18 protein-coding genes are annotated in these 20,879 nt (G+C 73.8%); 14 read left to right on the top strand and 4 right to left on the bottom strand.

The genetic code is table 11. The features are described 5' to 3' along the window. Positions 1-103: 103 nt before the first annotated feature. The 10 genes from AB0F11_RS21025 to AB0F11_RS21070 all read left to right on the top strand — a co-directional run bounded on the left by AB0F11_RS21025 (position 104) and on the right by AB0F11_RS21070 (position 14,274). On the top strand, positions 104-1,684 hold the full coding sequence (locus AB0F11_RS21025; RefSeq protein WP_362175776.1) for a PucR family transcriptional regulator: 1,581 nt from the start codon (positions 104-106) through the stop codon (positions 1,682-1,684). 199 nt (positions 1,685-1,883) lie between these two features. After that, the gene (locus AB0F11_RS21030) at positions 1,884-3,329 is read left to right on the top strand and encodes an aldehyde dehydrogenase family protein (protein WP_362175779.1); all 1,446 of its coding nucleotides are present in this window, start codon (positions 1,884-1,886) and stop codon (positions 3,327-3,329) included. 192 nt (positions 3,330-3,521) lie between these two features. Further along, positions 3,522-5,465, top strand: coding sequence for an acyl-CoA dehydrogenase family protein (locus tag AB0F11_RS21035; protein ID WP_362175781.1), 1,944 nt, complete (start codon positions 3,522-3,524; stop codon positions 5,463-5,465). Between the two features lie 63 nt (positions 5,466-5,528). Further along, complete coding sequence (locus AB0F11_RS21040) at positions 5,529-6,860, top strand: hypothetical protein (RefSeq protein WP_362175783.1); 1,332 nt, start codon at positions 5,529-5,531, stop codon at positions 6,858-6,860. 17 nt (positions 6,861-6,877) lie between these two features. Continuing rightward, positions 6,878-8,131 (top strand): 1-deoxy-D-xylulose-5-phosphate reductoisomerase, encoded by a 1,254-nt coding sequence (dxr, locus tag AB0F11_RS21045; protein ID WP_362175785.1) that lies wholly within the window; start codon positions 6,878-6,880, stop codon positions 8,129-8,131. Further along, positions 8,128-9,429, top strand: coding sequence for a site-2 protease family protein (locus AB0F11_RS21050; protein ID WP_362175788.1), 1,302 nt, complete (start codon positions 8,128-8,130; stop codon positions 9,427-9,429). Before dxr ends, AB0F11_RS21050 begins: the two co-directional genes overlap by 4 nt. Positions 9,430-9,603: 174 nt before the next feature. Next, complete coding sequence (ispG, locus tag AB0F11_RS21055; protein ID WP_361905511.1) at positions 9,604-10,761, top strand: flavodoxin-dependent (E)-4-hydroxy-3-methylbut-2-enyl-diphosphate synthase; 1,158 nt, start codon at positions 9,604-9,606, stop codon at positions 10,759-10,761. Between the two features lie 174 nt (positions 10,762-10,935). Beyond that, a complete protein-coding gene (locus AB0F11_RS21060; RefSeq protein WP_362175825.1) occupies positions 10,936-11,778 on the top strand; it encodes a GNAT family N-acetyltransferase in 843 nt (280 codons plus the stop codon). Between the two features lie 159 nt (positions 11,779-11,937). Next, positions 11,938-12,510, top strand: a complete 573-nt coding sequence (locus tag AB0F11_RS21065; RefSeq protein WP_362175791.1) for a GNAT family N-acetyltransferase — start codon at positions 11,938-11,940, stop codon at positions 12,508-12,510. A gap of 42 nt (positions 12,511-12,552) precedes the next feature. Further along, positions 12,553-14,274, top strand: coding sequence for a proline--tRNA ligase (locus AB0F11_RS21070; RefSeq protein WP_362175794.1), 1,722 nt, complete (start codon positions 12,553-12,555; stop codon positions 14,272-14,274). A gap of 722 nt (positions 14,275-14,996) precedes the next feature. Here AB0F11_RS21070 and AB0F11_RS21075 read toward each other — a convergent pair. From AB0F11_RS21075 to AB0F11_RS21090, 4 genes are all read right to left on the bottom strand, one after another. Beyond that, positions 14,997-15,863: a slipin family protein gene (locus AB0F11_RS21075; RefSeq protein ID WP_362175796.1), complete on the bottom strand. Its 867-nt coding sequence runs from the start codon at positions 15,861-15,863 to the stop codon at positions 14,997-14,999. A 76-nt stretch (positions 15,864-15,939) separates the two neighbouring features. Continuing rightward, positions 15,940-16,842, bottom strand: a complete 903-nt coding sequence (locus AB0F11_RS21080; RefSeq protein WP_362175799.1) for an aminoglycoside phosphotransferase family protein — start codon at positions 16,840-16,842, stop codon at positions 15,940-15,942. A 16-nt stretch (positions 16,843-16,858) separates the two neighbouring features. Then, a complete protein-coding gene (locus tag AB0F11_RS21085) occupies positions 16,859-17,317 on the bottom strand; it encodes a ferritin-like domain-containing protein (protein WP_362175802.1) in 459 nt (152 codons plus the stop codon). Next, the gene (locus tag AB0F11_RS21090; RefSeq protein WP_362175805.1) at positions 17,314-17,865 is read right to left on the bottom strand and encodes a hypothetical protein; all 552 of its coding nucleotides are present in this window, start codon (positions 17,863-17,865) and stop codon (positions 17,314-17,316) included. Before AB0F11_RS21090 ends, AB0F11_RS21085 begins: the two co-directional genes overlap by 4 nt. A gap of 154 nt (positions 17,866-18,019) precedes the next feature. Here AB0F11_RS21090 and rimP point away from each other — a divergent pair, with 154 nt between their 5' ends. From rimP to AB0F11_RS21110, 4 genes are all read left to right on the top strand, one after another. Further along, positions 18,020-18,517 (top strand): ribosome maturation factor RimP, encoded by a 498-nt coding sequence (gene rimP / locus AB0F11_RS21095; RefSeq protein WP_362175807.1) that lies wholly within the window; start codon positions 18,020-18,022, stop codon positions 18,515-18,517. A 2-nt stretch (positions 18,518-18,519) separates the two neighbouring features. Beyond that, the gene (nusA, locus tag AB0F11_RS21100; protein ID WP_362175810.1) at positions 18,520-19,530 is read left to right on the top strand and encodes a transcription termination factor NusA; all 1,011 of its coding nucleotides are present in this window, start codon (positions 18,520-18,522) and stop codon (positions 19,528-19,530) included. A 143-nt stretch (positions 19,531-19,673) separates the two neighbouring features. Continuing rightward, complete coding sequence (locus AB0F11_RS21105; protein ID WP_362175813.1) at positions 19,674-19,961, top strand: YlxR family protein; 288 nt, start codon at positions 19,674-19,676, stop codon at positions 19,959-19,961. Positions 19,962-20,109: 148 nt separating this feature from the next. Continuing rightward, positions 20,110-20,879: translation initiation factor IF-2 N-terminal domain-containing protein (locus tag AB0F11_RS21110; protein WP_362175816.1), on the top strand; the 770-nt coding region annotated here is incomplete at its 3' end.

Genomic DNA, 20,879 nt, shown 5'->3' on the forward strand with positions numbered 1-20,879 from the left:
AGCCGTTCATACGGCAAGGCGAAATTCTCCGTCGCCGCTCCTGCTGTCATCGCCACTCCTGCCGCTCCCGGCACTCCTTCCCTCCTTAAGGCCCCTGTTACCGATGCCGCTCACCCTCGCCTCACTCGTCCAGCACTCGGCGCTCAAGCTCAGCGTCCGGGCGGGGGAGGGCCGCCTCGACACCCCCGTGCGCTGGGCCCACGTCAGCGAGCTGGCCGACCCCGTCCCTTACATGGAGGGCGGGGAGCTCCTGCTGATCACCGCGATGAAGCTGGACGCCGAGGACCCGCAGGAGATGCGCCGCTACGTACGCCGCCTCGCCGCGGCCGGCGTCGTCGGCATCGGCTTCGCCGTCGGCGTCAATTACGAGCAGATCCCCGAGGCCTTGGTCGACGCCGCCCGCACCGAGGACCTCCCGCTGCTGGAAGTGCCGCGCAGGACCCCGTTCCTCGCCATCAGCAAGGCCGTCTCGGCGGCGCTCGCCGCGGACCAGTACCGCGCCGTCACCGCCGGCTTCGAGGCGCAGCGCGAGCTCACCCGCGCCGCGCTCTCCGCCGACGGCCCCGCCGAGCTGCTGGCCCGGCTCGCCGCACACGTCCAGGGCTGGGCCGCCCTGTACGACACCTCCGGCGCGGTGGTCGCCGCCGCCCCGGAGTGGGCCGCGCGCCGCGCCGCCCGGCTCACCTCCGACGTGGAGCGGCTGCGCGAGCGGCCCGCCCCGGCCAGCGCCGTGGTCGGCGGCGCCGAGGACCGCGTCGAACTGCAGTCCCTGGGCACCGGACGGCGGGCGCGCGGGGCGCTGGCCGTGGGCACCGCGGCCCCCCTCGGCACCGCCGAGCGGTACGCCGTCCACTCCGCCGTGGCCCTGCTGACCCTCACCACCGAGCGCTCGCGGTCGCTGCACGACGCCGAGTCCCGGCTGGGGGCGGCGGTGCTGCGGATGCTGCTGGCCGGGGAGGACGAGCACGCGCGCACCGTCGCCGGCGACCTCTACGGGGCCCTGCTGGACACCCCGTTCCGGCTGGTCGTGGCAGAGCCGGCGCTGCCGGGGACCGCCCAGCCGGAAGGGCTCGCGCTGCTCGCCGACACCGCGGAGTCCGCGGCCGGCCGCAGCGGGGAGGCGCTGCTCGTGGTGCCGGAGCCGGAGCGGCTGGTGATCCTCGCCGCGGACGGGGGCGCCGCCGTACAGGCCTGCGCCGACCACGCGGAGGCGCTGGAGTCGCGGCGCGGCCGGGACTCCTCCGGGCCCGAGCCGGACGAGCTGGTCATCGGGCTCTCCGCGCCCACCGGGCCGGCGGGCGTCGCGGCCGCGTACAAGCAGGCCGACCAGGCCCTGGCCGTGGCCCGGCGGCGCGGCCGCCCGCTGGTCGAGCACGAGGACCTGGCCGCCGGATCGGTGCTCCCGCTGCTCGCGGACGAGGCCGTGCGCGCCTTCGCGGACGGCACGCTGCGCGCGCTGCGCGAGCACGACGAGAAGGGCCGCGGCGACCTCGTGGCCTCGCTGCAGGCCTGGCTCTCGCGGCACGGCCAGTGGGACGCCGCCGCGGCCGACCTCGGGGTGCACCGGCACACCCTGCGCTACCGGATGCGGCGCGTCGAGGAGATCCTCGGGCGCTCCCTGGACGACCCGGACGTCCGCATGGAGCTCTGGCTCGCCCTGAAGGCCGCCCCCACGCCCTCGTGACCGACGGTCGCCCGGCCCACCCGCGCCCGGCCCACCGGGCCCGGCGCGGTGCCTTTCCCACGGCCCGGCGGCGGGAAAAGCGACAAACCGGCGTGGCACGGCCGCCGGGTACTCCACGGCGGACAAGCCGCGAAAGCGGCCCGGAGACCTACCGTGGTGGAGACAAGGACCCGCACACATCCGAAGGGCCGGGATTCGCATGACTTCCACCCACGCCTTCTGGCTCGCCGGCCGCCAGGCCGCCGGCGAGGACAGCTTCGACGTCCACAACCCGTGGGACGGCCGTCTCGTCGGCACCGTCAGCGTGCCCACCGACGCCCAGGTCGAAGAGGCCGTGGCCGCGGCGTACGCCGTGACGGCGGAGTTCTCCGCCACCCCCGCCCACGTCCGCGCCGCCGCCCTGGACCACGTGTCCAAGCGGCTCGCCGAGCGCACCGAGGAGATCGCCCAGCTGATCTCCGCCGAGAACGGCAAGCCCGTCAAGTGGGCGCGCGGCGAGGTCGGCCGTGCGGTGTCCGTGTTCCGCCTCGCCGCGGAGGAAGCCCGCCGCTTCAACGGCGGAGAGGCCCAGCGCCTGGACACCGACGCCGGCGGCGTCGGCCGCCTGGCCCTGACCCGCCGCTTCGTCAAGGGCCCGGTCCTCGGCATCGCGCCGTTCAACTTCCCGCTGAACCTGTGCGCCCACAAGGTGGCCCCGGCCATCGCCGTCGGCGCGCCGATCATCCTCAAGCCGGCCCCGGCCACCCCGCTGTCCGGCCTGATCCTCGGCGAGCTGCTCGCCGAGACCGACCTCCCGGCCGGCTCCTGGTCGGTCCTGCCGGTCGCCAACGACAAGATGCCGGCCCTGGTCAAGGACGACCGCCTCCCGGTCATCTCCTTCACCGGCTCCGACACCGTGGGCTACGCCATCCAGCAGTCGGTGCCCCACAAGCACTGCACCCTGGAGCTCGGCGGCAACGCCGCCGCCGTCGTCCTGGACGACTGGTCCTCCGAGGCCGACCTCGACTGGGCCGCGACCCGTATCGCGACCTTCTCGAACTACCAGGCCGGCCAGTCCTGCATCTCCGTGCAGCGCGTGATCGCCGACGCCTCCGTCTACGACCGCCTCGTCGAGAAGGTCGTCGCGAAGGTCCAGGCCCAGGTCACCGGCGACCCGTCCGACGACGCCACCGACGTCGGCCCGCTCGTCTCCGAGGACGCCGCCAAGCGCGTGGAGTCCTGGGTGGACGAGGCCGTCTCCGCGGGCGCCAAGCTCCTCACGGGCGGCAAGCGCGACGGCGCCTCGGTCGAGCCGACCGTCCTCGCGGACGTCCCGGCCGGCGTCAAGCTCGCCACCGAGGAGGTCTTCGGCCCGGTCCTGACGATCACCAAGGTCGAGAACACCGACGAGGCCTTCGCCGCCGTCAACGACTCGAAGTTCGGCCTGCAGACCGGCGTCTTCACCCGCAACGTCCAGACCGCGTTCCGGGCGCACCGCGAGCTCGAGGTCGGCGGCGTGATCATCGGCGACGCGCCGTCCTACCGCGCCGACCAGATGCCGTACGGCGGCGTCAAGCAGTCCGGCGTGGGCCGCGAGGGCGTCCGCTACGCGATGGAGGACTACACGTACGAGCGCGTCCTGGTCCTCACGGGCCTCGACATCTGACCGACTCGTACGGTCACAGACCGACGGCCGGAGCCTACTGTGCGGGGGCTCCGGCCGTCCCCCTTTTGCCCCGCGGATTCGCCCGCCCTGCCCAATCCCGCTTTTCCCGGGACGGCGCAGCGGGTACGACTCACAGGTAGCACCGGCCGGTAGGCCGGTCCCACCGACTCCGGCGGCGAGGTGAGCCCCCTCATGTCCGCAACACAGCCCGCACAGCCCAAGGTCACCGAGCGCGAGGCACGGCAGGTCGCGGAAGCGGCCCGGGAACAGGACTGGCGCAAGCCCAGCTTCGCCAAGGAACTCTTCCTCGGGCGGTTCCGACTCGACCTGATCCACCCGCACCCGCTGCCCGCCGACGAGGACGTCCGGCGCGGCGAGGCCTTCCTGGCCCGGCTGCGCGCGTTCTGCGAGGCCGAGATCGACGGCCCCCGCATCGAACGCGAGGCGCGGATCCCCGACGAGACCATCCGAGGACTCAAGGAGCTCGGCGCCCTCGGCATGAAGATCGACCCCAAGTACGGGGGCCTGGGCCTGACCCAGGTGTACTACAACAAGGCGCTGGCCCTCGTCGGCTCCGCCAGCCCCGCCATCGGCGCCCTGCTCTCCGCGCACCAGTCGATCGGCGTGCCGCAGCCGCTGAAGATGTTCGGCACGCAGGAGCAGAAGGAAACCTTCCTGCCGCGCTGCGCGACCACCGCCGTCAGCGCCTTCCTCCTCACCGAGCCCGACGTCGGCTCCGACCCGGCGCGCCTGGCCACCACCGCCGTCCCCGACGGCGACGACGCCTACGTCCTCGACGGGGTCAAACTGTGGACCACCAACGGGGTCGTCGCGGACCTCCTCGTCGTCATGGCCCGGGTGCCGAAGTCGGAGAACCACCGCGGAGGCATCACCGCCTTCGTCGTCGAGGCCGACTCGCCCGGCATCACCGTCGAGCACCGCAACGCCTTCATGGGCCTGCGCGGCCTGGAGAACGGCGTCACCCGCTTCCACCGGGTGCGCGTCCCGGCCGCCCAGCGCATCGGCGCCGAGGGCGCCGGCCTCAAGATCGCGCTTACCACCCTCAACACCGGGCGGCTGTCCCTGCCCGCCATGTGCGTCGGCGCCGGCAAATGGTGCCTGAAGATCGCCCGCGAGTGGTCCGGCGTCCGCGAGCAGTGGGGCCGCCCCGTCGCCCGGCACGAGGCCGTCGGCTCCAAGATCTCCTTCATCGCCGCGACCACCTTCGCCCTGGAGGCCGTCGTCGACCTCGCCTCCCAGATGGCCGACGAGGACCGCAACGACATCCGCATCGAAGCCGCCCTCGCCAAGCTCTACGGCTCCGAGATGGCCTGCCTGATGGCCGACGAACTCGTCCAGATCCGCGGCGGGCGCGGCTTCGAGACCGCCGATTCGCTGGCCGCCCGCGGCGAGCGGGCCGTCCCCGCCGAGCAGATGCTGCGCGACCTGCGCATCAACCGCATCTTCGAGGGCTCCACCGAGATCATGCACCTGCTCATCGCCCGCGAGGCCGTCGACGCCCACCTGTCGGTCGCCGGCGACCTCATCGACCCCGAGAAGGACCTCGGCGACAAGGCCAAGGCGGGCGCCCGCGCCGCCGGGTTCTACGCCCGCTGGCTGCCCAAGCTGGCCGCCGGCGCCGGCCAGGTCCCCGGCACCTACCGCGAGTTCCACCCCGCCGGCCACCCCGACCTCGCCACCCACCTGCGCTACGTCGAGCGCAGCGCCCGCAAACTCGCCCGCTCGACCTTCTACGCCATGTCCCGCTGGCAGGGCCGCATGGAGACCAAGCAGGGCTTCCTCGGCCGGATCGTCGACATCGGCGCAGAACTCTTCGCGATGAGCGCGGCCTGCGTCCGCGCCGAGCACCTGCGCGCCACCGGCGAGCACGGCCGCGAGGCCTACCAGCTCGCCGACGCCTTCTGCCGGCAGTCCCGCATCCGCGTCGAGGAGCTCTTCGGCCGGCTGTGGAGCAACACCGACGACCTGGACCGCAAGGTCGTCGCCGGCGTGCTCTCCGGCACCTACACCTGGCTCGAGGAAGGCATCCTCGACCCCTCCGGCGACGGCCCCTGGATCGCCGACGCCGCCCCCGGCCCGTCCACCCGCGAAAACGTTCACCGTCCTCTCCGCTGACCTGCGATGATCGCCGGGCGCCGGGGGAGGCGTACGGAGCCGGCGACGGGGAATCGGATGCATGTGAACGCGGACAGGGAGAGCCGGCGGCTCGCCTGGTGCGTGGCGCTCCTGCTGCGCCACGCACCGGACGCCGTCGCCGCCGCCCTCCTCGGACGGCTCGACGCCCCGGCCCGCCGCTTCCTGTGCCGCGACGAGCACCTGCCGGCCCACGCCGTCACCCTGCTCCTGCGCCAGGGCAGCGACGAGGACCGCCGCACCGTCGCCCGCAACCCCCACGTCCTCGGCCGCCCCCTGCCCGGACTGCCCGGTCCCGCCCGCTACGCCCGCCGCCCCGGCCCCACGCCCGAGCTGCTCGCCACCCTCGGCGCCGAACTCGGCCGCGCCCCCGAGCCGCCGCTGACCTCCGCCGAGACCCTCGCCCTGCTGCGCCGCCACGGCCGGCGCCGCCCGCGGATCCCGCTCGACGTGCTGGCCCTGGAACACACCCTCGACCCCGGCCTGCTGCTGCGCGAGCACGCCCGGGCGCCGCTGCCGCCCGGCTCGGTCGAGGCCCTGCTGCTGGTCGGGGGGCTGGACCGGAGCACCTGCCTCGCCCTGCTCGACACCCGTGCCCAAGGCCCGTACGGCCCCGACTGGCACCGGCCGGCCGTCCGCGCCGTCCGCGCCGGCATCCTGACCTTCGACGAGCTCGCCGCGGCCGTCGCCCCCGCCCACCGCACCCTGCTGCTCGGGCAGGTGCACGGCGCGGGCCGGCTCGGCTGGAACCTCGCCGAACGGGCCGCGATGCGCTCCGCCCTGACGCGCGTCCTGCGCCCGGCCCTCGGCGACGACCCCCGGCTGTGGGCCGAGCTCGCCCGGCACGCCCCCGGCTCCACCGGCACCCTGCCCGAGCTCGCGGCCGCCGTGGCCGCCGGGCAGGCGCCGCAGCCGCGCCCGAGCGGCCCGATACCCGGCCTCACCGAGGCGGTCCGGGCCCTCGAACCCGGCTCCCCGTGGCCGCCGAACGACAGCGTCGACCGCGAGCTCGCCCTCGCCAGCCTCTCCGTCCCCAACGCCATGGGCAGCCTGTACGAGGACATCCGCTGGGTCCGCGCCTGCCTGGACCGAGCCATCCTCACCGGCGCCGACGTCATCGGGCACAAGGCCCCGGCCGCCTGGGCGCTGGACGAGGACCACTGGCTCGGCGACGTCGACCACCCCGACCGGCACGACCGCCCCGAGGCCGTCCTCGCCGCCCGCGCCGAGACCGACCGGCTGCTCGATGCGGCCCTCGGCACCGACCCCGAGGCCTGGTGGGCCGCGGCCCGCGCGCTCCCCGACTTCGCCGGGACGCTGCCCGAACTGCTCGCCGGGGCCGTCCACGGGGACTGGGTGTCCGACCGCTCCGGTTGAGCGGCAACAATGGGGGCATGAGCGACAGTCCAGCCCCCCTCGCCGATCCGCACCTCCTCTTCGACGCCGCGGCCGGCCGCCGGGACATCGTCATCCTCGGCTCCACCGGGTCCATCGGGACCCAGGCCATCGACCTGGCCCTGCGCAACCCGGACCGGTTCCGCGTCACCGCGCTGTCCGCCGCCGGCGGCCGCGTGGAGCTGCTGGCCGAGCAGGCCCGGCTGCTGCGGGTCAACACCGTGGCCGTGGCCCGCGAGGACGCCGTACCGGCCCTGAAGGAGGCGCTGAGCGCCCGCTACGGGGCGTCCGAGCCGCTGCCCGAGATCCTGGCCGGTCCCGACGCGGCGGCCGAGCTCGCCGCCTCCGAGTGCCACACCGTGCTCAACGGCATCACCGGCTCCATCGGCCTCGCGCCCACCCTCGCCGCGCTGCGGGCGGGCCGGACCCTGGCCCTGGCCAACAAGGAGTCGCTGATCGTGGGCGGCCCGCTGGTCAAGGCCCTCGCGCAGCCCGGGCAGATCATCCCGGTCGACTCCGAGCACGCCGCCCTCTTCCAGGCCCTGGCCGCCGGGACCCGGGCCGACGTGCGCAAGCTGGTGGTCACCGCCTCCGGCGGGCCCTTCCGCGGCCGTACCCGCGCGGAGCTGGCACACGTCACCGTCGAGGACGCCCTCGCGCACCCCACCTGGGCCATGGGCCCGGTCATCACCGTCAACTCGGCGACCCTGGTCAACAAGGGGCTGGAGGTCATCGAGGCGCACCTGCTGTACGACATCCCCTTCGACCGCATCGAGGTCGTCGTCCACCCGCAGTCCTACGTGCACTCGATGGTGGAGTTCTCCGACGGCTCCACCCTCGCCCAGGCCACCCCGCCGGACATGCGCGGCCCCATCGCCATCGGCCTCGGCTGGCCGCAGCGCGTCCCGGACGCGGCCCCCGCCTTCGACTGGACCAAGGCCTCCACCTGGGAGTTCTTCCCGCTCGACACCGAGGCCTTCCCCTCCGTCGGGCTCGCCCGGCACGTGGGCACCCTCGGCTCCACCGCCCCGGCCGTCTTCAATGCGGCGAACGAGGAGTGCGTGGACGCCTTCCTGGCCGGTCGGCTGCCGTTCACAGCAATCATGGATACGGTCTCTGCCGTGGTCGATGAACACGGGACGCCGGACGCGGGAACTACCCTGACGGTCGCCGACGTCCTCGAGGCGGAGACCTGGGCCAGGGCCCGGGCACGGGAGATGGCGGCCGAGGCCGCCGTGGAGGCGCGCGCATGACAGCACTCATGACGGTGCTCGGCATACTCATCTTCGTATTCGGGCTGCTCGTCTCCATCGCCTGGCACGAGCTCGGCCATCTCTCCACGGCCAAGCTCTTCGGCATCCGCGTGCCCCAGTACATGGTCGGCTTCGGCCCGACGATCTGGTCGCGGCACAAGGGCGAGACCGAGTACGGCATCAAGGCCATCCCGATGGGCGGCTACATCCGCATGATCGGGATGTTCCCGCCCGGCGAGGACGGCAAGGTCACCGCCCGGTCGACCTCGCCGTTCCGGTCGATGATCGAGGACGCCCGCTCGGCGGCGTACGAGGAGCTCCGGCCCGGCGACGAGACCCGGCTGTTCTACACGCGCAAGCCGTGGAAGCGCGTGATCGTGATGTTCGCCGGCCCGTTCATGAACCTGGTGCTGGCGCTGGCGGTCTTCTTCGGCGTCTGGATGACCTTCGGGGTGAACCGGACGACCACCGAGATCGCCGGCGTCACGCCCTGCGTCATCCAGCAGAGCGAGAAGCGCGAGGTCTGCAAGGACGGCGACCCCGTCGCCCCGGCCAAGGCCGCCGGGCTGCGTGCGGGGGACCGGATCGTCGCCCTCGACGGCCGCGCCGTCACCGACTGGTCCGACCTGCAGAAGCGCATCCGCGACACCATCGGCCCGGCCACCGTGACGATCGAGCGCGACGGGCAGAAGCAGACCGTGGCGGTCACCCTCGTCGAGAACCGGGTCGCCAAGACCGACGGCCACGGCGGGTACGTCAAGGGCAAGTACGTGACCGCGGGCTGGCTCGGCTTCAGCCCGAAGAACGAGACCGCCGCCCTCACGTTCGGCCAGTCCGTCACCCACATGGGCGAGGAGATCGACCGCAGCGTCGACGGGCTGCTCAAGCTCCCCGGCAAGATCCCGGCGCTGTGGAACGCGGCCTTCAACGGGGCCGAGCGCGAACCCGACTCCCCGATGGGCATCGTCGGCGCGGCCCGGATCAGCGGCGAGATCGCCGCCCTGGACATCCCGGCCACCGACCGGCTGGTGGTCGCCCTCCAGGTCATCGGCTACTTCAACCTCTCCCTGTTCCTGTTCAACATGCTCCCGCTGCTGCCGCTGGACGGCGGGCACATCGCCGGCGCCCTGTGGGAGTCGGTCCGGCGGAACGCGGCGCGCATCTTCCGCCGCCCCGACCCCGGTCCGTTCGACGTGGCCAAGCTGATGCCCGCCGCGTACGTCGTGGCCGGCGTGTTCGTCTGCTTCACGCTGCTCGTGCTCGTCGCCGACGTGGTGAACCCCATCACGATCACCTGACACGGGCGCAGGGGCGCCATACGACCGGAGCCGGGCACGGATCGTGCCCGGCTCCCTACGTTCGGGTGTCGTGCACCCCTCGGATGCGGGGCCCGCGCCGTGCTTGGCGTAACCTCGAAGCCCGGAGCCCGCCGATCTCGGGACCTTGATCCACACCTTGGGGTTGCACAGCAGATGACTGCCATCTCTCTCGGAATGCCGTCCGTGCCGACGAAGCTTGCCGACCGCAGGGTCAGCCGCAAGATCCAGGTCGGCTCGGTGGCCGTCGGTGGCGACGCGCCCATCTCGGTGCAGTCGATGACCACCACCCGTACCTCGGACATCGGCGCCACGCTCCAGCAGATCGCCGAGCTGACCGCCTCCGGCTGCGAGATCGTCCGCGTGGCCTGCCCGACCCAGGACGACGCCGACGCCCTCGCCGTCATCGCGAAGAAGTCGCAGATCCCGGTCATCGCGGACATCCACTTCCAGCCCAAGTACGTCTTCGCCGCCATCGACGCGGGCTGCGCCGCCGTCCGCGTCAACCCCGGCAACATCAAGCAGTTCGACGACAAGGTCAAGGAGATCGCCAAGGCGGCGGGCGACGCGGGCACCCCGATCCGCATCGGCGTCAACGCCGGCTCCCTCGACCGCCGCCTGCTCCAGAAGTACGGCAAGGCCACCCCCGAGGCGCTCGTCGAGTCCGCGCTGTGGGAGGCCTCCCTCTTCGAGGAGCACGGCTTCCGCGACATCAAGATCTCGGTCAAGCACAACGACCCGGTCGTCATGGTCAACGCCTACCGCCAGCTCGCCGCGGCCTGCGACTACCCGCTGCACCTCGGCGTCACCGAGGCCGGCCCCGCCTTCCAGGGCACCATCAAGTCCGCCGTCGCCTTCGGTGCGCTGCTCTCCGAGGGCATCGGCGACACCATCCGCGTCTCCCTCTCGGCCCCGCCGGTCGAAGAGGTCAAGGTCGGCCGCCAGATCCTGGAGTCGCTGAACCTCAAGCCGCGCCGCCTGGAGATCGTCTCCTGCCCGTCCTGCGGCCGCGCCCAGGTCGACGTCTACAAGCTGGCCGAGGAGGTCACGGCGGGCCTGACCGGCATGGAGGTCCCGCTGCGCGTCGCCGTCATGGGCTGCGTCGTCAACGGCCCCGGCGAGGCCCGCGAGGCCGACCTCGGCGTCGCCTCCGGCAACGGCAAGGGCCAGATCTTCGTCAAGGGCGAGGTCATCAAGACCGTCCCCGAGTCCAAGATCGTGGAGACCCTCATCGAGGAGGCCCTGAAGATCGCCGAGCAGATGGAGAAGGACGGCGTCGCCTCCGGCGAGCCGACCGTCGCCATCGGCGCCTGAGCCCCCCCGGCGCCCCGGGCGCCCGCCCGCGGAGCCCGCAGCGCCGGCCCCGGCCCCGTTCCCGCAGTTCGCGGCCGGGGCCGGGGCTTTTTCGTGACCCGGGCAACCGGGCAGCCGCCCCGCCCTGCGGGTACAGTTCGACAGATCAGCAGCCCTGCATGTGAGGCCCCCGTGTTGACGCAGACCACCACCCGGGTCCTTGACCCCGGCGATCTCGACGCCGCCCTCGCCGTCCTCGGACGCGAGCCGGTCGAGAACGCCTTCGTCACCTCCCGGGTCCAGGTCGCCGGCCTCGACCCGTGGCGCCTCGGCGGCGAGATGTGGGGCTACTACGCCGACGGCGAGCTGCGCTCCCTGTGCTACGCCGGCGCCAACCTCGTCCCCGTCTGCGCCGGCCCCGACGCCGTACGCGCCTTCGCCGACCGGGCCCGCCGCACCGGCCGCCGCTGCTCCTCCATCGTCGGCCCCGCCGAGCCCACCCGGCTGCTGTGGCGGCTCCTGGAGCCCAGCTGGGGCCCCGCCCGCGAGGTCCGCCCCCACCAGCCCCTCATGGTCACCGAGCAGGCCTCCGCCGAGGTGCGGCCCGACGCGCTGGTGCGCCGGATCCGCAAGGACGAGATGGAGCTGATCATGCCCGCCTGCGTGGCCATGTTCACCGAGGAGGTCGGCGTCTCGCCGCTGGCCGGCGACGGCGGCCTGCTCTACCAGGCCCGCGTCGCCGAGCTCGTCGGATCCGGCCGCTCCTTCGCCCGCGTCGAGGACGGCAAGGTCGTCTTCAAGGCCGAGATCGGCGCCGCCACCGCCCGCGCCTGCCAGATCCAGGGCGTCTGGGTGGCCCCCGAGTTCCGCGGCCGCGGCCACTCCGAGACCGGGATGGCCGCCGTCGTCGAGTTCGCGCTGCGCGACGTCGCTCCCGTGGTCAGCCTGTACGTCAACGACTACAACACCGCGGCGCGCGCCGCCTACCGCCGCGTGGGCTTCCGCGAGGTCGGCGCGTTCATGAGCGTCCTGTTCTAGCCCCCTGTCCTAGCTCCCCAGCCCCCTGTTCCCGGCTCCGGATTCCGGCCCCCTGTCCGGCAGCCCGTCCCGGAACCCCGCGTCCTGTTCCCGTGCCCGCCGGCCGCGGGCCACCCCGGCGGCATACCGGCGGCACGGACCGACCAGTAAGGTCGCGGCATGCTGTCTACCCCCGCGGGCGACGACCCCGCCCGGCCCGCCGGACTGAGCATCGGCCCCCTCGACCTCGCCGCCCGCGTCGACGAGGCCCTGCGCGTGCAGGCCGTGGCCTTCGGGCTCAGCGAGGAGGAGGTCGGCATCCGGCGCTACATCGTCCAGCGCCACATGACCTGCCGCGGGGCCCGTGCGCTCGGCGCGTTCACCGACGACGGGGCGCTCGCCGGATTCGTGTACGGGATGCCGAACGACCGCGCGTACTGGTGGTCCTCGGTCGTCGAGCCGTACCTGCGGGCCGAGGGGGAGGACGCCTGGCTCGACGACTCCTTCGTCATCACCGAGCTGCACGTCCACCCCGGCTTCCAGGGCCGCGGCGTCGGCCGTACCCTCATCACCCGGATCACCGACGGCGCCGAGGAGAAGCGGTCGATCCTCTCCGCCATCGACGCCGAGAGCCCGGCCCGCCGGCTCTACCGCGCCCTCGGCTACACCGACCTCGCCCGCCAGGTGCACTTCCCGAGCGCGAGCCTGCCGTACGCCGTCATGGGCGCCCCGCTGCCGCTGCCGCGGCCCTGAATTCGTTTCGGGGCCGCGGGCCCGGGCCGGTAGCCTCCGGACATGTCAACGCAACACGTGCAGCGCATGTCCCGCCTCATGGCCCGGACCCTCCGCGAGGACCCGGCCGACGCCGAGACCCTCAGCCACCGCCTCCTCGTCCGCGCCGGATACGTCCGCCGCAGCTCGGCCGGAGTGTGGACCTGGCTGCCGCTCGGCAAGCGGGTCCTGGACAACGTCTCGCGCATCGTCCGCGAGGAGATGGACGCGATCGGCGCCCAGGAGGTGCTGCTGCCCGCGCTGCTGCCGCGCGAGCCGTACGAGACCAGCGGCCGCTGGTCGGAGTACGGGGACCTGCTCTTCCGGCTCAAGGACCGCAAGGGCGCCGACTACCTCCTCGGCCCCACCCACGAGGAGATCTTCACCCTCCTGGTGAAGGACCAGTGCACGTCCTACAAGGACCTGCCGGTCATGCTCTACCAGATCCAGACCAAGTACCGCGACGAGGCCAGGCCCCGGTCCGGGGTGCTGCGCGGCCGCGAGTTCCAGATGAAGGACTCGTACTCCTTCGACGTCAGCGACGAGGGGCTCGCCGAGTCCTACGCGCTGCACCGCGCCGCCTACCAGCGCATCTTCACCCGCCTCGGGCTGGACCACCGGATCGTCTCCGCCGTGTCCGGGGCGATGGGCGGCTCCGCCTCGGAGGAGTTCCTGGCGCCCGCGGCCGCCGGCGAGGACACCTTCGCCGACTGCCCCTCGTGCGGGTACGCGGCCAACACCGAGGCGGTGACCTTCCCCCTGGCGGAGGTGCCCGGGAGGGACCACCCCGCGCTGGAGGAGCTCCCCACCCCCGACACCCCGACGATCGAGACGCTGGCCGCGCACCTCGGTGTCGACGCCTCCGCGACGCTGAAGAACCTCCTGGTGAAGGTGGACGGCGAGATCACCGCCGTCGGCGTGCCCGGGAACCGGGAGGTCGACCTCGGCAAGCTCGCCGAGCACCTCGCCCCGGCGGTGGTGGAGTTGGTGACGGCGGAGGACTTCGTGGACCGCCCCGACCTGGTGCGCGGCTACGTGGGACCGCAGGGTCTGGCGAAGGTGCCGTACCTCGCCGACCCCCGTGTCGCGCCCGGCACTTCGTGGGTGACCGGCGCCAACAAGCCCGATACGCACGCGAAGAACGTGGTCTGCGGGCGGGACTTCGAGGTGGACCGGTACCTCGACGTGGTCGTGGTCGAGCCCGGTGACCCCTGCCCGCGCTGCGGGGCCGGGCTCCGGCTCGACCGGGCCATCGAGGTCGGCCACATCTTCCAGCTCGGCCGCAAGTACGCCGACGCGTTCGGGCTCGACGTGCTCGGGCGGGAGGGCAAGCCGGTCCGGGTGACGATGGGTTCGTACGGGATCGGGGTCTCGCGGGCCGTGGCGGCGCTGGCCGAACAGACCGCGGATGCGCGGGGGTTGGCGTGGCCGGCGGAGGTGGCTCCGGCCGATGTCCACGTCGTGGCCGCCGGCAAGGCCGTGCAGTTGGGTCTCGCGGAGTCGGCGGCTTCTGCTCTGGCCGAGTCGGGGCTGCGCGTCCTGCTGGACGACCGGGCCGGCCTGTCTCCCGGGGTCAAGCTCACCGATGCCGAGCTGATCGGCGTGCCTTGGATCCTGGTGGCCGGGCGGCGGGCCGCGGACGGGGTGGTGGAGCTCCAGCACCGTGCCACGGGCACCCGCGAGGAACTCCCCCTCGCGGAGGCCCTGATCCGCCTCCGCACCACCCCCGCCGGGGGCCGGCCCTAGGGGTACGCCCCCCACCGCACCGACGGTGCCCCGGCCCGGGCCGGGGCCGCCGAGCCTGGCCCCGCCCCCGCCGGGAGCGGCCGCATGAGGCCGGGCCTGCGGGGCCGCCCCCACGAAGCCGGCCTTGCAGGGGCCGGGTCCGCGGGGGCCGGGTCGGCTGGGTGGACCGGGGGTCGGGTCCGCTGCGCGGAGCCGTTTCCCCACCCCGCCCCTTCCCGAAACCGGGACCTGCGGCCCCGGCCCCCGCCGGGTGCGGGCTCCGCCCCCACCCGTTCCGGCCGCTCCGCGTCCGGTGCGCTCAAACGCCGCGCGGGCTGGATTGGGCGGCGCCGTGTGTTCTTGGCTCAGGCGGCCCCCGGTTTCGTGCGCTCCGCGTCCGGTGCGCTCAAACGCCGCGCGGGCTGGATTGGCCGGCGCTGTGTGTTCTTGGCTCAGGCGGCCCCCTGTTTCGTGGGCTCCGCGTCCGGTGCGCTCAAACGCCGCGCGGCTGGAATTGCCGCGCAGCGGCACGGCCCACTGCCACCTGACAGGTGCCAATTACTCCTCGCCGCATCGGAGACGGGGGTCCGGCTATTCCAGCCTCGCCGGCGTTTGAGGCGCGGGGTCTGGGGCGGCGCCCCAGGTGTTCGGCTGGCTCCGCCGCGCCTGGAGCGAGGGTCCGGCTATTCCAGCCCCGCCGGCGTTTGAGGCGCGGGGGTTGCGGGTGGTGCACCCGGTGGCGGCTAGGGCTTCGGGGAGCCGTCCACGGTGGTCGGGGTCTCGGACTCCGGGGCCGGGAGCACCGGCGGCGGGGCCACGGCGGCCGGGGTGTCCGGGGCCGTGGGGTCCGGTGGGGTGGCGCGTTCCAGGAAGCGGAGGAGCTCCACCGGGAACGGGAGGACCAGGGTGGAGTTCTTCTCCGCGGCCACCGCGACCACCGTCTGCAGAAGCCGGAGCTGGAGCGCCGCCGGCTGGTCCTGCATCACCGCGGCCGCCTCGGCCAGCTTCTTCGACGCCTGCAGCTCCGCATCCGCATTGATCACCCGTGCCCGCCGCTCCCGGTCCGCCTCCGCCTGCCGCGCCATCGACCGCTTCATCGTCTCCGGCAGCGACACGTCCTTGATCTCGACCCGGTCGATCTGCACGCCCCACCCCACCGCCGGGCTGTCGATCATCAGCTCCAGCCCCTGGTTGAGCATCTCCCGGTTCGACAGCAGATCGTCGAGGTCCGACTTGCCGATGATCGACCGGAGCGAGGTCTGCGCCATCTGCGAGACCGCGAAGCGGTAGTCCTCCACCTCGATGATCGCGCTCGCCGGGTCCACGACCTTGAAGTACACGACCGCGTCCACCCGCACGGTGACGTTGTCCCGGGTGATGCCCTCCTGGGCCGGCACCGGCATCGTCACGATCTGCATGTTGACCTTGCGCAGCCGGTCGAGCACCGGGACGATCATGGTCAGTCCGGGCGTCCGGATGCCCTCCCGCAGCCGGCCGAAGCGGAAGACGACGCCCCGCTCGTACTGGCGCACCACCCGCGCCGCGGCCCCCGTGACCACTGCGAGTCCCACGACCGCCGCGATCACCGCTGACAGCACTTCCTGGAACATGACGGCCTCCTGCCGGGCCGGGCCTGCTTTCGGACTCCACGGTATGCCCTACATGTACCCGTATGCCCTTATGCCCCTAAAGCCAGGACGCGAACTCCAGCAGCAGTTCCGCGTCCGCGCGCCGCCCCGCCACCAGGGCCCGGTGGCCCGACTCCACCGCCCGGAACAGGGTCCAGCCGCGCAGCCGCTCCCGGTCCACCTCCAGGCTGTCGGCCAGCTTGTTCACCCGCCGGCGCGCGCCCGCCGCCCCGGCCGAGGAGGCCATCTGGTCCTCCAGCCGGTCCCGTACCAGCCGGGCCAGGTCGTACGCCCGCTCGCCGACCAGCGGGTCCGGGCCCACCGTCAGCCACGGCGCCCGGTCCCCCGCCAGCACCTTGCCCTGCCGGAAGTTCCCGTGCAGCAGCAGCTCCTCGCCGGGCAGCGCCGTCAGCTCCTCCCGGACCGCGAGCGCGGCCCCGGCCAGCGCCTCCACCTCCGGCGGCGCCTTGCGCAGCGCCTCGGCCTGCCGGGCGGTCCGCTCGGCCACCGACTCGAAGGGGTGCCCCTGCGGCGGCTGCACCCACAGCCGCCGCAGCGTCCCGCAGGCCTCCAGCAGCGCCTTCGCCTCCGGCAGCGACCGCAGCGACACCTCCGGGTGCAGCCGCTCCAGCAGCAGCGCCCCGTCCTGCGCATGGTGGCGGGTGTCCAGCACCCGTACGGCCCCGAAGCCGCCCCAGTGGGCCAGCGCGGCCAGCTCCCGGTCGGGCCGGGCCTGCGGGGGAGCGAGCTTCAGTGCGGCCGGGGTGCCGTCGGCGTACTGGACCAGGACGACCAGACTGCTGCGGCCGCCCGGCGCCTGGACCCGCAGGGCCCGTACCTCACGCCGGGCCAGCGCCGCCTCGAGGATCCGGGGCAACTGCCCCAGCCAGGCCGCGTCCTGCGCCGATTCCGGCGTCTCGCCGAGCGCCCGTACGAGCCGCTGCGGCGGTTCGAAAACCATGCGTGCGTGATCCCTTTCAGCTGGTCCGGGCCGGTGCTGCGCGCTCCGTGAGCCCAGGGAAGGCTACGCCGACACCGCGCCAGCGCGCCGCGCGGACGGCCGCGGCGCTCAGCGCGTCGGCCGCCTCCCGGCGCAGCCGGCCGTCTGCGGCCCGCACCAGATCGGAGTACGCGCCCGCCACCCGGTCCTCGATCTCGGCGGCCAGCCGCTCGGCGTCGGCCGGGGCGTGCACCTCGTACGGCAGGGCGTACGCCGGCTCCGCGGACCGGGGCGCGCCCCCCATCTCGCGTACGGAGCGGGCCAGGGCGTCGCGCCGCGCCAGGTGCCAGCCGTACGCCTCGCGCGCCTCGTTCGCCCGGGCGGCCGAGGCGCGGGCGCCGATCACTCCGTAGCCGTACGCAGCCGCGTGCTCGGCGGCGAGGGCGGCCTGCGCGGCCTCCAGGGCCCGGTTGGCGGGGGAGGGTTCGGGCTTCACGACGCGGCTCCGGGGGTCGGGGTCAGCAGGTAGGCGTGGACGGCTCCGCACGCCGCCACCGAGGCCAGCAGCCGGGCCAGCTCCCCGGGCGCCCCGGCCAGGGCGACGGTCCGGGACTCGGCGAGGCTCCGCTCGGCGTCCGCGAGGGCGGCGAGGGCCTCCTCCGGCTTCGGCGGCACCGGCTCGCCGCTGACCGCGGGACCGGCGCCCGGCGCGGGCGCGGCGGCCGGGGCGGACGGCGCGGCGGAGCCGTCCGAGGCCCCCGAGGAAGAGAGCGCCGAGGTGTGCGCGGCCACCGCGGCGCGCAGCGGGGCGAGCCGCTCGGCCAGTGCCGGATGGGCCGCGGCGGTCGCGTCGTAACGTTCCAGCAGCCGCTCGCTGTCCCGAACGGACGACGCACGCATCCGCCGTTCGAGCGAAACGGCGGGGTCCGGGTCCGCCGTGCCCGGCCCGCCGGAGCACCCGGTGAGCAGCGCGGCACCGGCCGCGCCGGCGGCACCGGCGAGCAGGCTCCTTCGCGAAGGCCTCGAAGGCAGGGTCCAGGGCACGGCGACGTCCTCGGGGGTGGTGCGGGCAGGGTGTGATCACGGTACCCGGGGGCTTGTCCACAGGGCGGACGGCAACACCCTCCGCGACCGGATACCCTTTGTGCTGACACGCGACGTACACCACAACAGCACACGCGGCCGAGGAGTCACCCGGATGAGCACCACCCAGAGCGACAGGCTGCGCGGATTGCTGGAGCCGCTCGTCGCCGCCAGGGGCCTGGATCTCGAGGACATCGAGCTGTCCAAGGCCGGCAAGCGCCGGATGCTGCGCATCATCGTGGATTCCGACGAGGGCGTGGAACTGGACGCGTGTGCGGAGCTGAGCCGCGAGGTCTCCGACAGGCTCGACGAGACCGACGCGATGGGCGAGGGCGAGTACGTCCTCGAAGTGAGCTCCCCGGGCGCCGACCGCCCGCTGACCGAGCACCGTCACTACGTTCGCGCGATCGGCCGCCTCGTGAAGTTCCAGCTCGCCGAGGGCGGGGAACTGATCGCGCGCATTCTCGACGCCGACGACGAGGGCATGGACCTCGAGGTTCCCGGTGTGAAGGGCCGCAAGCCCACCGCCCGCCGCATCGCGTTCGCGGACGTCGCCAAGGCGCGTGTCGAGATCGAGTTCAACCGCAAGGACAAGAAGGAAGAGGAGGCGTAGCCGTGGACATCGACATGAGTGCCCTGCGGGGTCTGGTCCGGGAGAAGGAGATCTCCTTCGACCTGCTCGTCGAGGCGATCGAGTCGGCCCTCCTCATCGCGTACCACCGCACCGAGGGCAGCTTCCGCCGGGCGCGCGTGGAGCTGGACCGCACCAACGGCCACGTCGTGGTGTGGGCGAAGGAGGACCCGCGGGACCTCGAGGAGGGGCAGGAGGCAAAGGAGTTCGACGACACCCCGTCGGACTTCGGCCGGATCGCCGCGACGACCGCCAAGCAGGTGATCCTCCAGCGTCTGCGCGACGCCGAGGACGACCTGACCTTCGGCGAGTTCGCCGGCCGCGAGGGCGACGTCATGACGGGCGTCGTGCAGCAGGGCAAGGACCCCAAGAACGTCCTGGTCGACATCGGCAAGCTGGAGGCCATCCTGCCGGTGCAGGAGCAGGTCCCCGGTGAGGAGTACCCGCACGGCCTGCGCCTGAAGGCGTACGTCGTCCGGGTGGCGAAGGGCGTGCGCGGTCCGTCCGTGACCCTGTCGCGCACCCACCCCAACCTGGTGAAGAAGCTCTTCGCGCTGGAGGTCCCGGAGATCGCGGACGGCAGCGTCGAGATCGCGGCGATCGCCCGCGAGGCCGGCCACCGCACCAAGATCGCCGTGCGTTCCACCCGCTCCGGCCTCAACCCCAAGGGCGCGTGCATCGGCCCGATGGGCGCCCGCGTGCGCAACGTGATGGCCGAGCTGCACGGCGAGAAGATCGACATCGTCGACTGGTCGGACGACCCGGCGGAGATGGTCGCGAACGCGCTGTCACCCGCCCGGGTGAGCAAGGTCGAGGTCGTCGACTGGGACTCGCGCTCCGCGCGGGTGACCGTACCCGACTACCAGCTGTCGCTGGCCATCGGCAAGGAGGGGCAGAACGCCCGCCTCGCCGCCCGCCTGACCGGCTGGCGCATCGACATCCGCCCCGACACCGAGGCGTCCCCGGACGCCGACCGGGCCCGGGGCGGGGAATAAAACCGCTACCGGCCGGCGCTGTCCGGCCGGTAGACAGGTTGACGACAAGTTCAAGCGACAAGTTCAAGACAGCAGATCGCGACAACGTCCGTTCGATTTTTCGCCCGAAGGGGTGAGGTCGGTACGGGGAGGTAGACTTAGGCGTGTCTGGCCGGACGCAAGCCCGCGCATGCCCCGAACGCACCTGTGTGGGGTGCCGGGAGCGAGCGGCCAAGAGCGAACTGCTGCGGATCGTGGCGATCGGGGACGAGTGCGTCCCCGATCCACGCGGTACGCTGCCCGGCCGGGGTGCCTATGTGCACCCTGCCGCGGTCTGTCTCGACAAGGCGGTCCGCCGCAGAGCGTTCCCCCGGGCCCTCCGGTCCCCGGGAGCGCTCGACACGGCCGGACTGGCAGGCGCCGTGGCCGACCGGGCCGAGGCGACACCGTAAGAAGAAGTACGGCACGGAAATCCCGTGCGGTCAGGTACCTCGCGAGTTGGAAGTAGGTCGAGATTGCGATGAGCACTCGATGAGTACGCGATGAGTACGCCCATGAAGTAGCGACGGTCCGGCGTAACCCGGACCTAAAAGGAGCGAAGTGGCTAAGGTCCGGGTATACGAACTCGCCAAGGAGTTCGGTGTGGAGAGCAAGGTCGTCATGGCCAAGCTCCAGGAACTCGGTGAGTTCGTCCGTTCGGCGTCCTCGACGATCGAGGCGCCGGTTGTGCGCAAGTTGACTGACGCACTGCAGGGGCCCGGCGGCAGCGCCGGCAAGTCCGCTGCGAAGCCGGGAGCGCCCCGCAAGGCCGCCCCCGCCAAGCCCGGGGTGCCCACCCCGGGTCCCGTTGCACGTCCCGCCGCCCCCAAGCCCGGCGCCCCGGCCCCCAAGCCGGCCGCAGCCGAGGCCCCCGCGGCGGCCGCCCCGGTGACCCCGGCCTCCCCCGGCCCGCGTCCCGGCCCGAAGGCTCCGGCCGCCCCCAAGCCCGCTCCGGCGGCGCCCGTGGCGACCGAGTTCACCGCGCCCCCGTCCGCTCCGGCGGCTCCGGCGGCGCGTCCCGGCGCGACCCCGGGCCCGCGTCCGACGCAGCAGCGTCCCGCGGCCGCCGGCCAGGGCGGTGCCCGTCCCGGCGCCCCGCGTCCGGGCGGCCAGGCTCCCGGTGCCCAGGCCCCGCGTCCCGGTGGCGCCGGCGCGCCGCGTCCCGGTGCGCGTCCGGCCGGCCCGCGTCCGGGCAACAACCCCTTCACCTCCGGCGGCTCCACCGGCATGGCGCGCCCGCAGGCGCCCCGTCCCGGCGGCGCGCCGCGCCCCGGTGCCCCCGGCGCCCGTGCCCCGGGCGCCCCGCGTCCGCTGGCCGGTCCCGGCGGCGC

The organism is Streptomyces sp. NPDC032472 (genome assembly GCF_040636955.1).
GTDB lineage: Bacteria > Actinomycetota > Actinomycetes > Streptomycetales > Streptomycetaceae > Streptomyces.

What these genes read in the sequence shown, in the direction of transcription:
- AB0F11_RS21075 (WP_362175796.1), bottom strand. Translation starts at nt 15,863, where the DNA reads ATGTTCCAGGAAGTGCTGTCAGCGGTGATCGCGGCGGTCGTGGGACTC.
- AB0F11_RS21065 (WP_362175791.1), top strand. Translation starts at nt 11,938, where the DNA reads ATGCTGTCTACCCCCGCGGGCGACGACCCCGCCCGGCCCGCCGGACTG.
- AB0F11_RS21025 (WP_362175776.1), top strand. Translation starts at nt 104, where the DNA reads ATGCCGCTCACCCTCGCCTCACTCGTCCAGCACTCGGCGCTCAAGCTC.
- AB0F11_RS21070 (WP_362175794.1), top strand. Translation starts at nt 12,553, where the DNA reads ATGTCAACGCAACACGTGCAGCGCATGTCCCGCCTCATGGCCCGGACC.
- ispG (WP_361905511.1), top strand. Translation starts at nt 9,604, where the DNA reads ATGACTGCCATCTCTCTCGGAATGCCGTCCGTGCCGACGAAGCTTGCC.
- AB0F11_RS21035 (WP_362175781.1), top strand. Translation starts at nt 3,522, where the DNA reads ATGTCCGCAACACAGCCCGCACAGCCCAAGGTCACCGAGCGCGAGGCA.
- rimP (WP_362175807.1), top strand. Translation starts at nt 18,020, where the DNA reads ATGAGCACCACCCAGAGCGACAGGCTGCGCGGATTGCTGGAGCCGCTC.
- AB0F11_RS21050 (WP_362175788.1), top strand. Translation starts at nt 8,128, where the DNA reads ATGACAGCACTCATGACGGTGCTCGGCATACTCATCTTCGTATTCGGG.
- AB0F11_RS21030 (WP_362175779.1), top strand. Translation starts at nt 1,884, where the DNA reads ATGACTTCCACCCACGCCTTCTGGCTCGCCGGCCGCCAGGCCGCCGGC.
- dxr (WP_362175785.1), top strand. Translation starts at nt 6,878, where the DNA reads ATGAGCGACAGTCCAGCCCCCCTCGCCGATCCGCACCTCCTCTTCGAC.
- AB0F11_RS21080 (WP_362175799.1), bottom strand. Translation starts at nt 16,842, where the DNA reads ATGGTTTTCGAACCGCCGCAGCGGCTCGTACGGGCGCTCGGCGAGACG.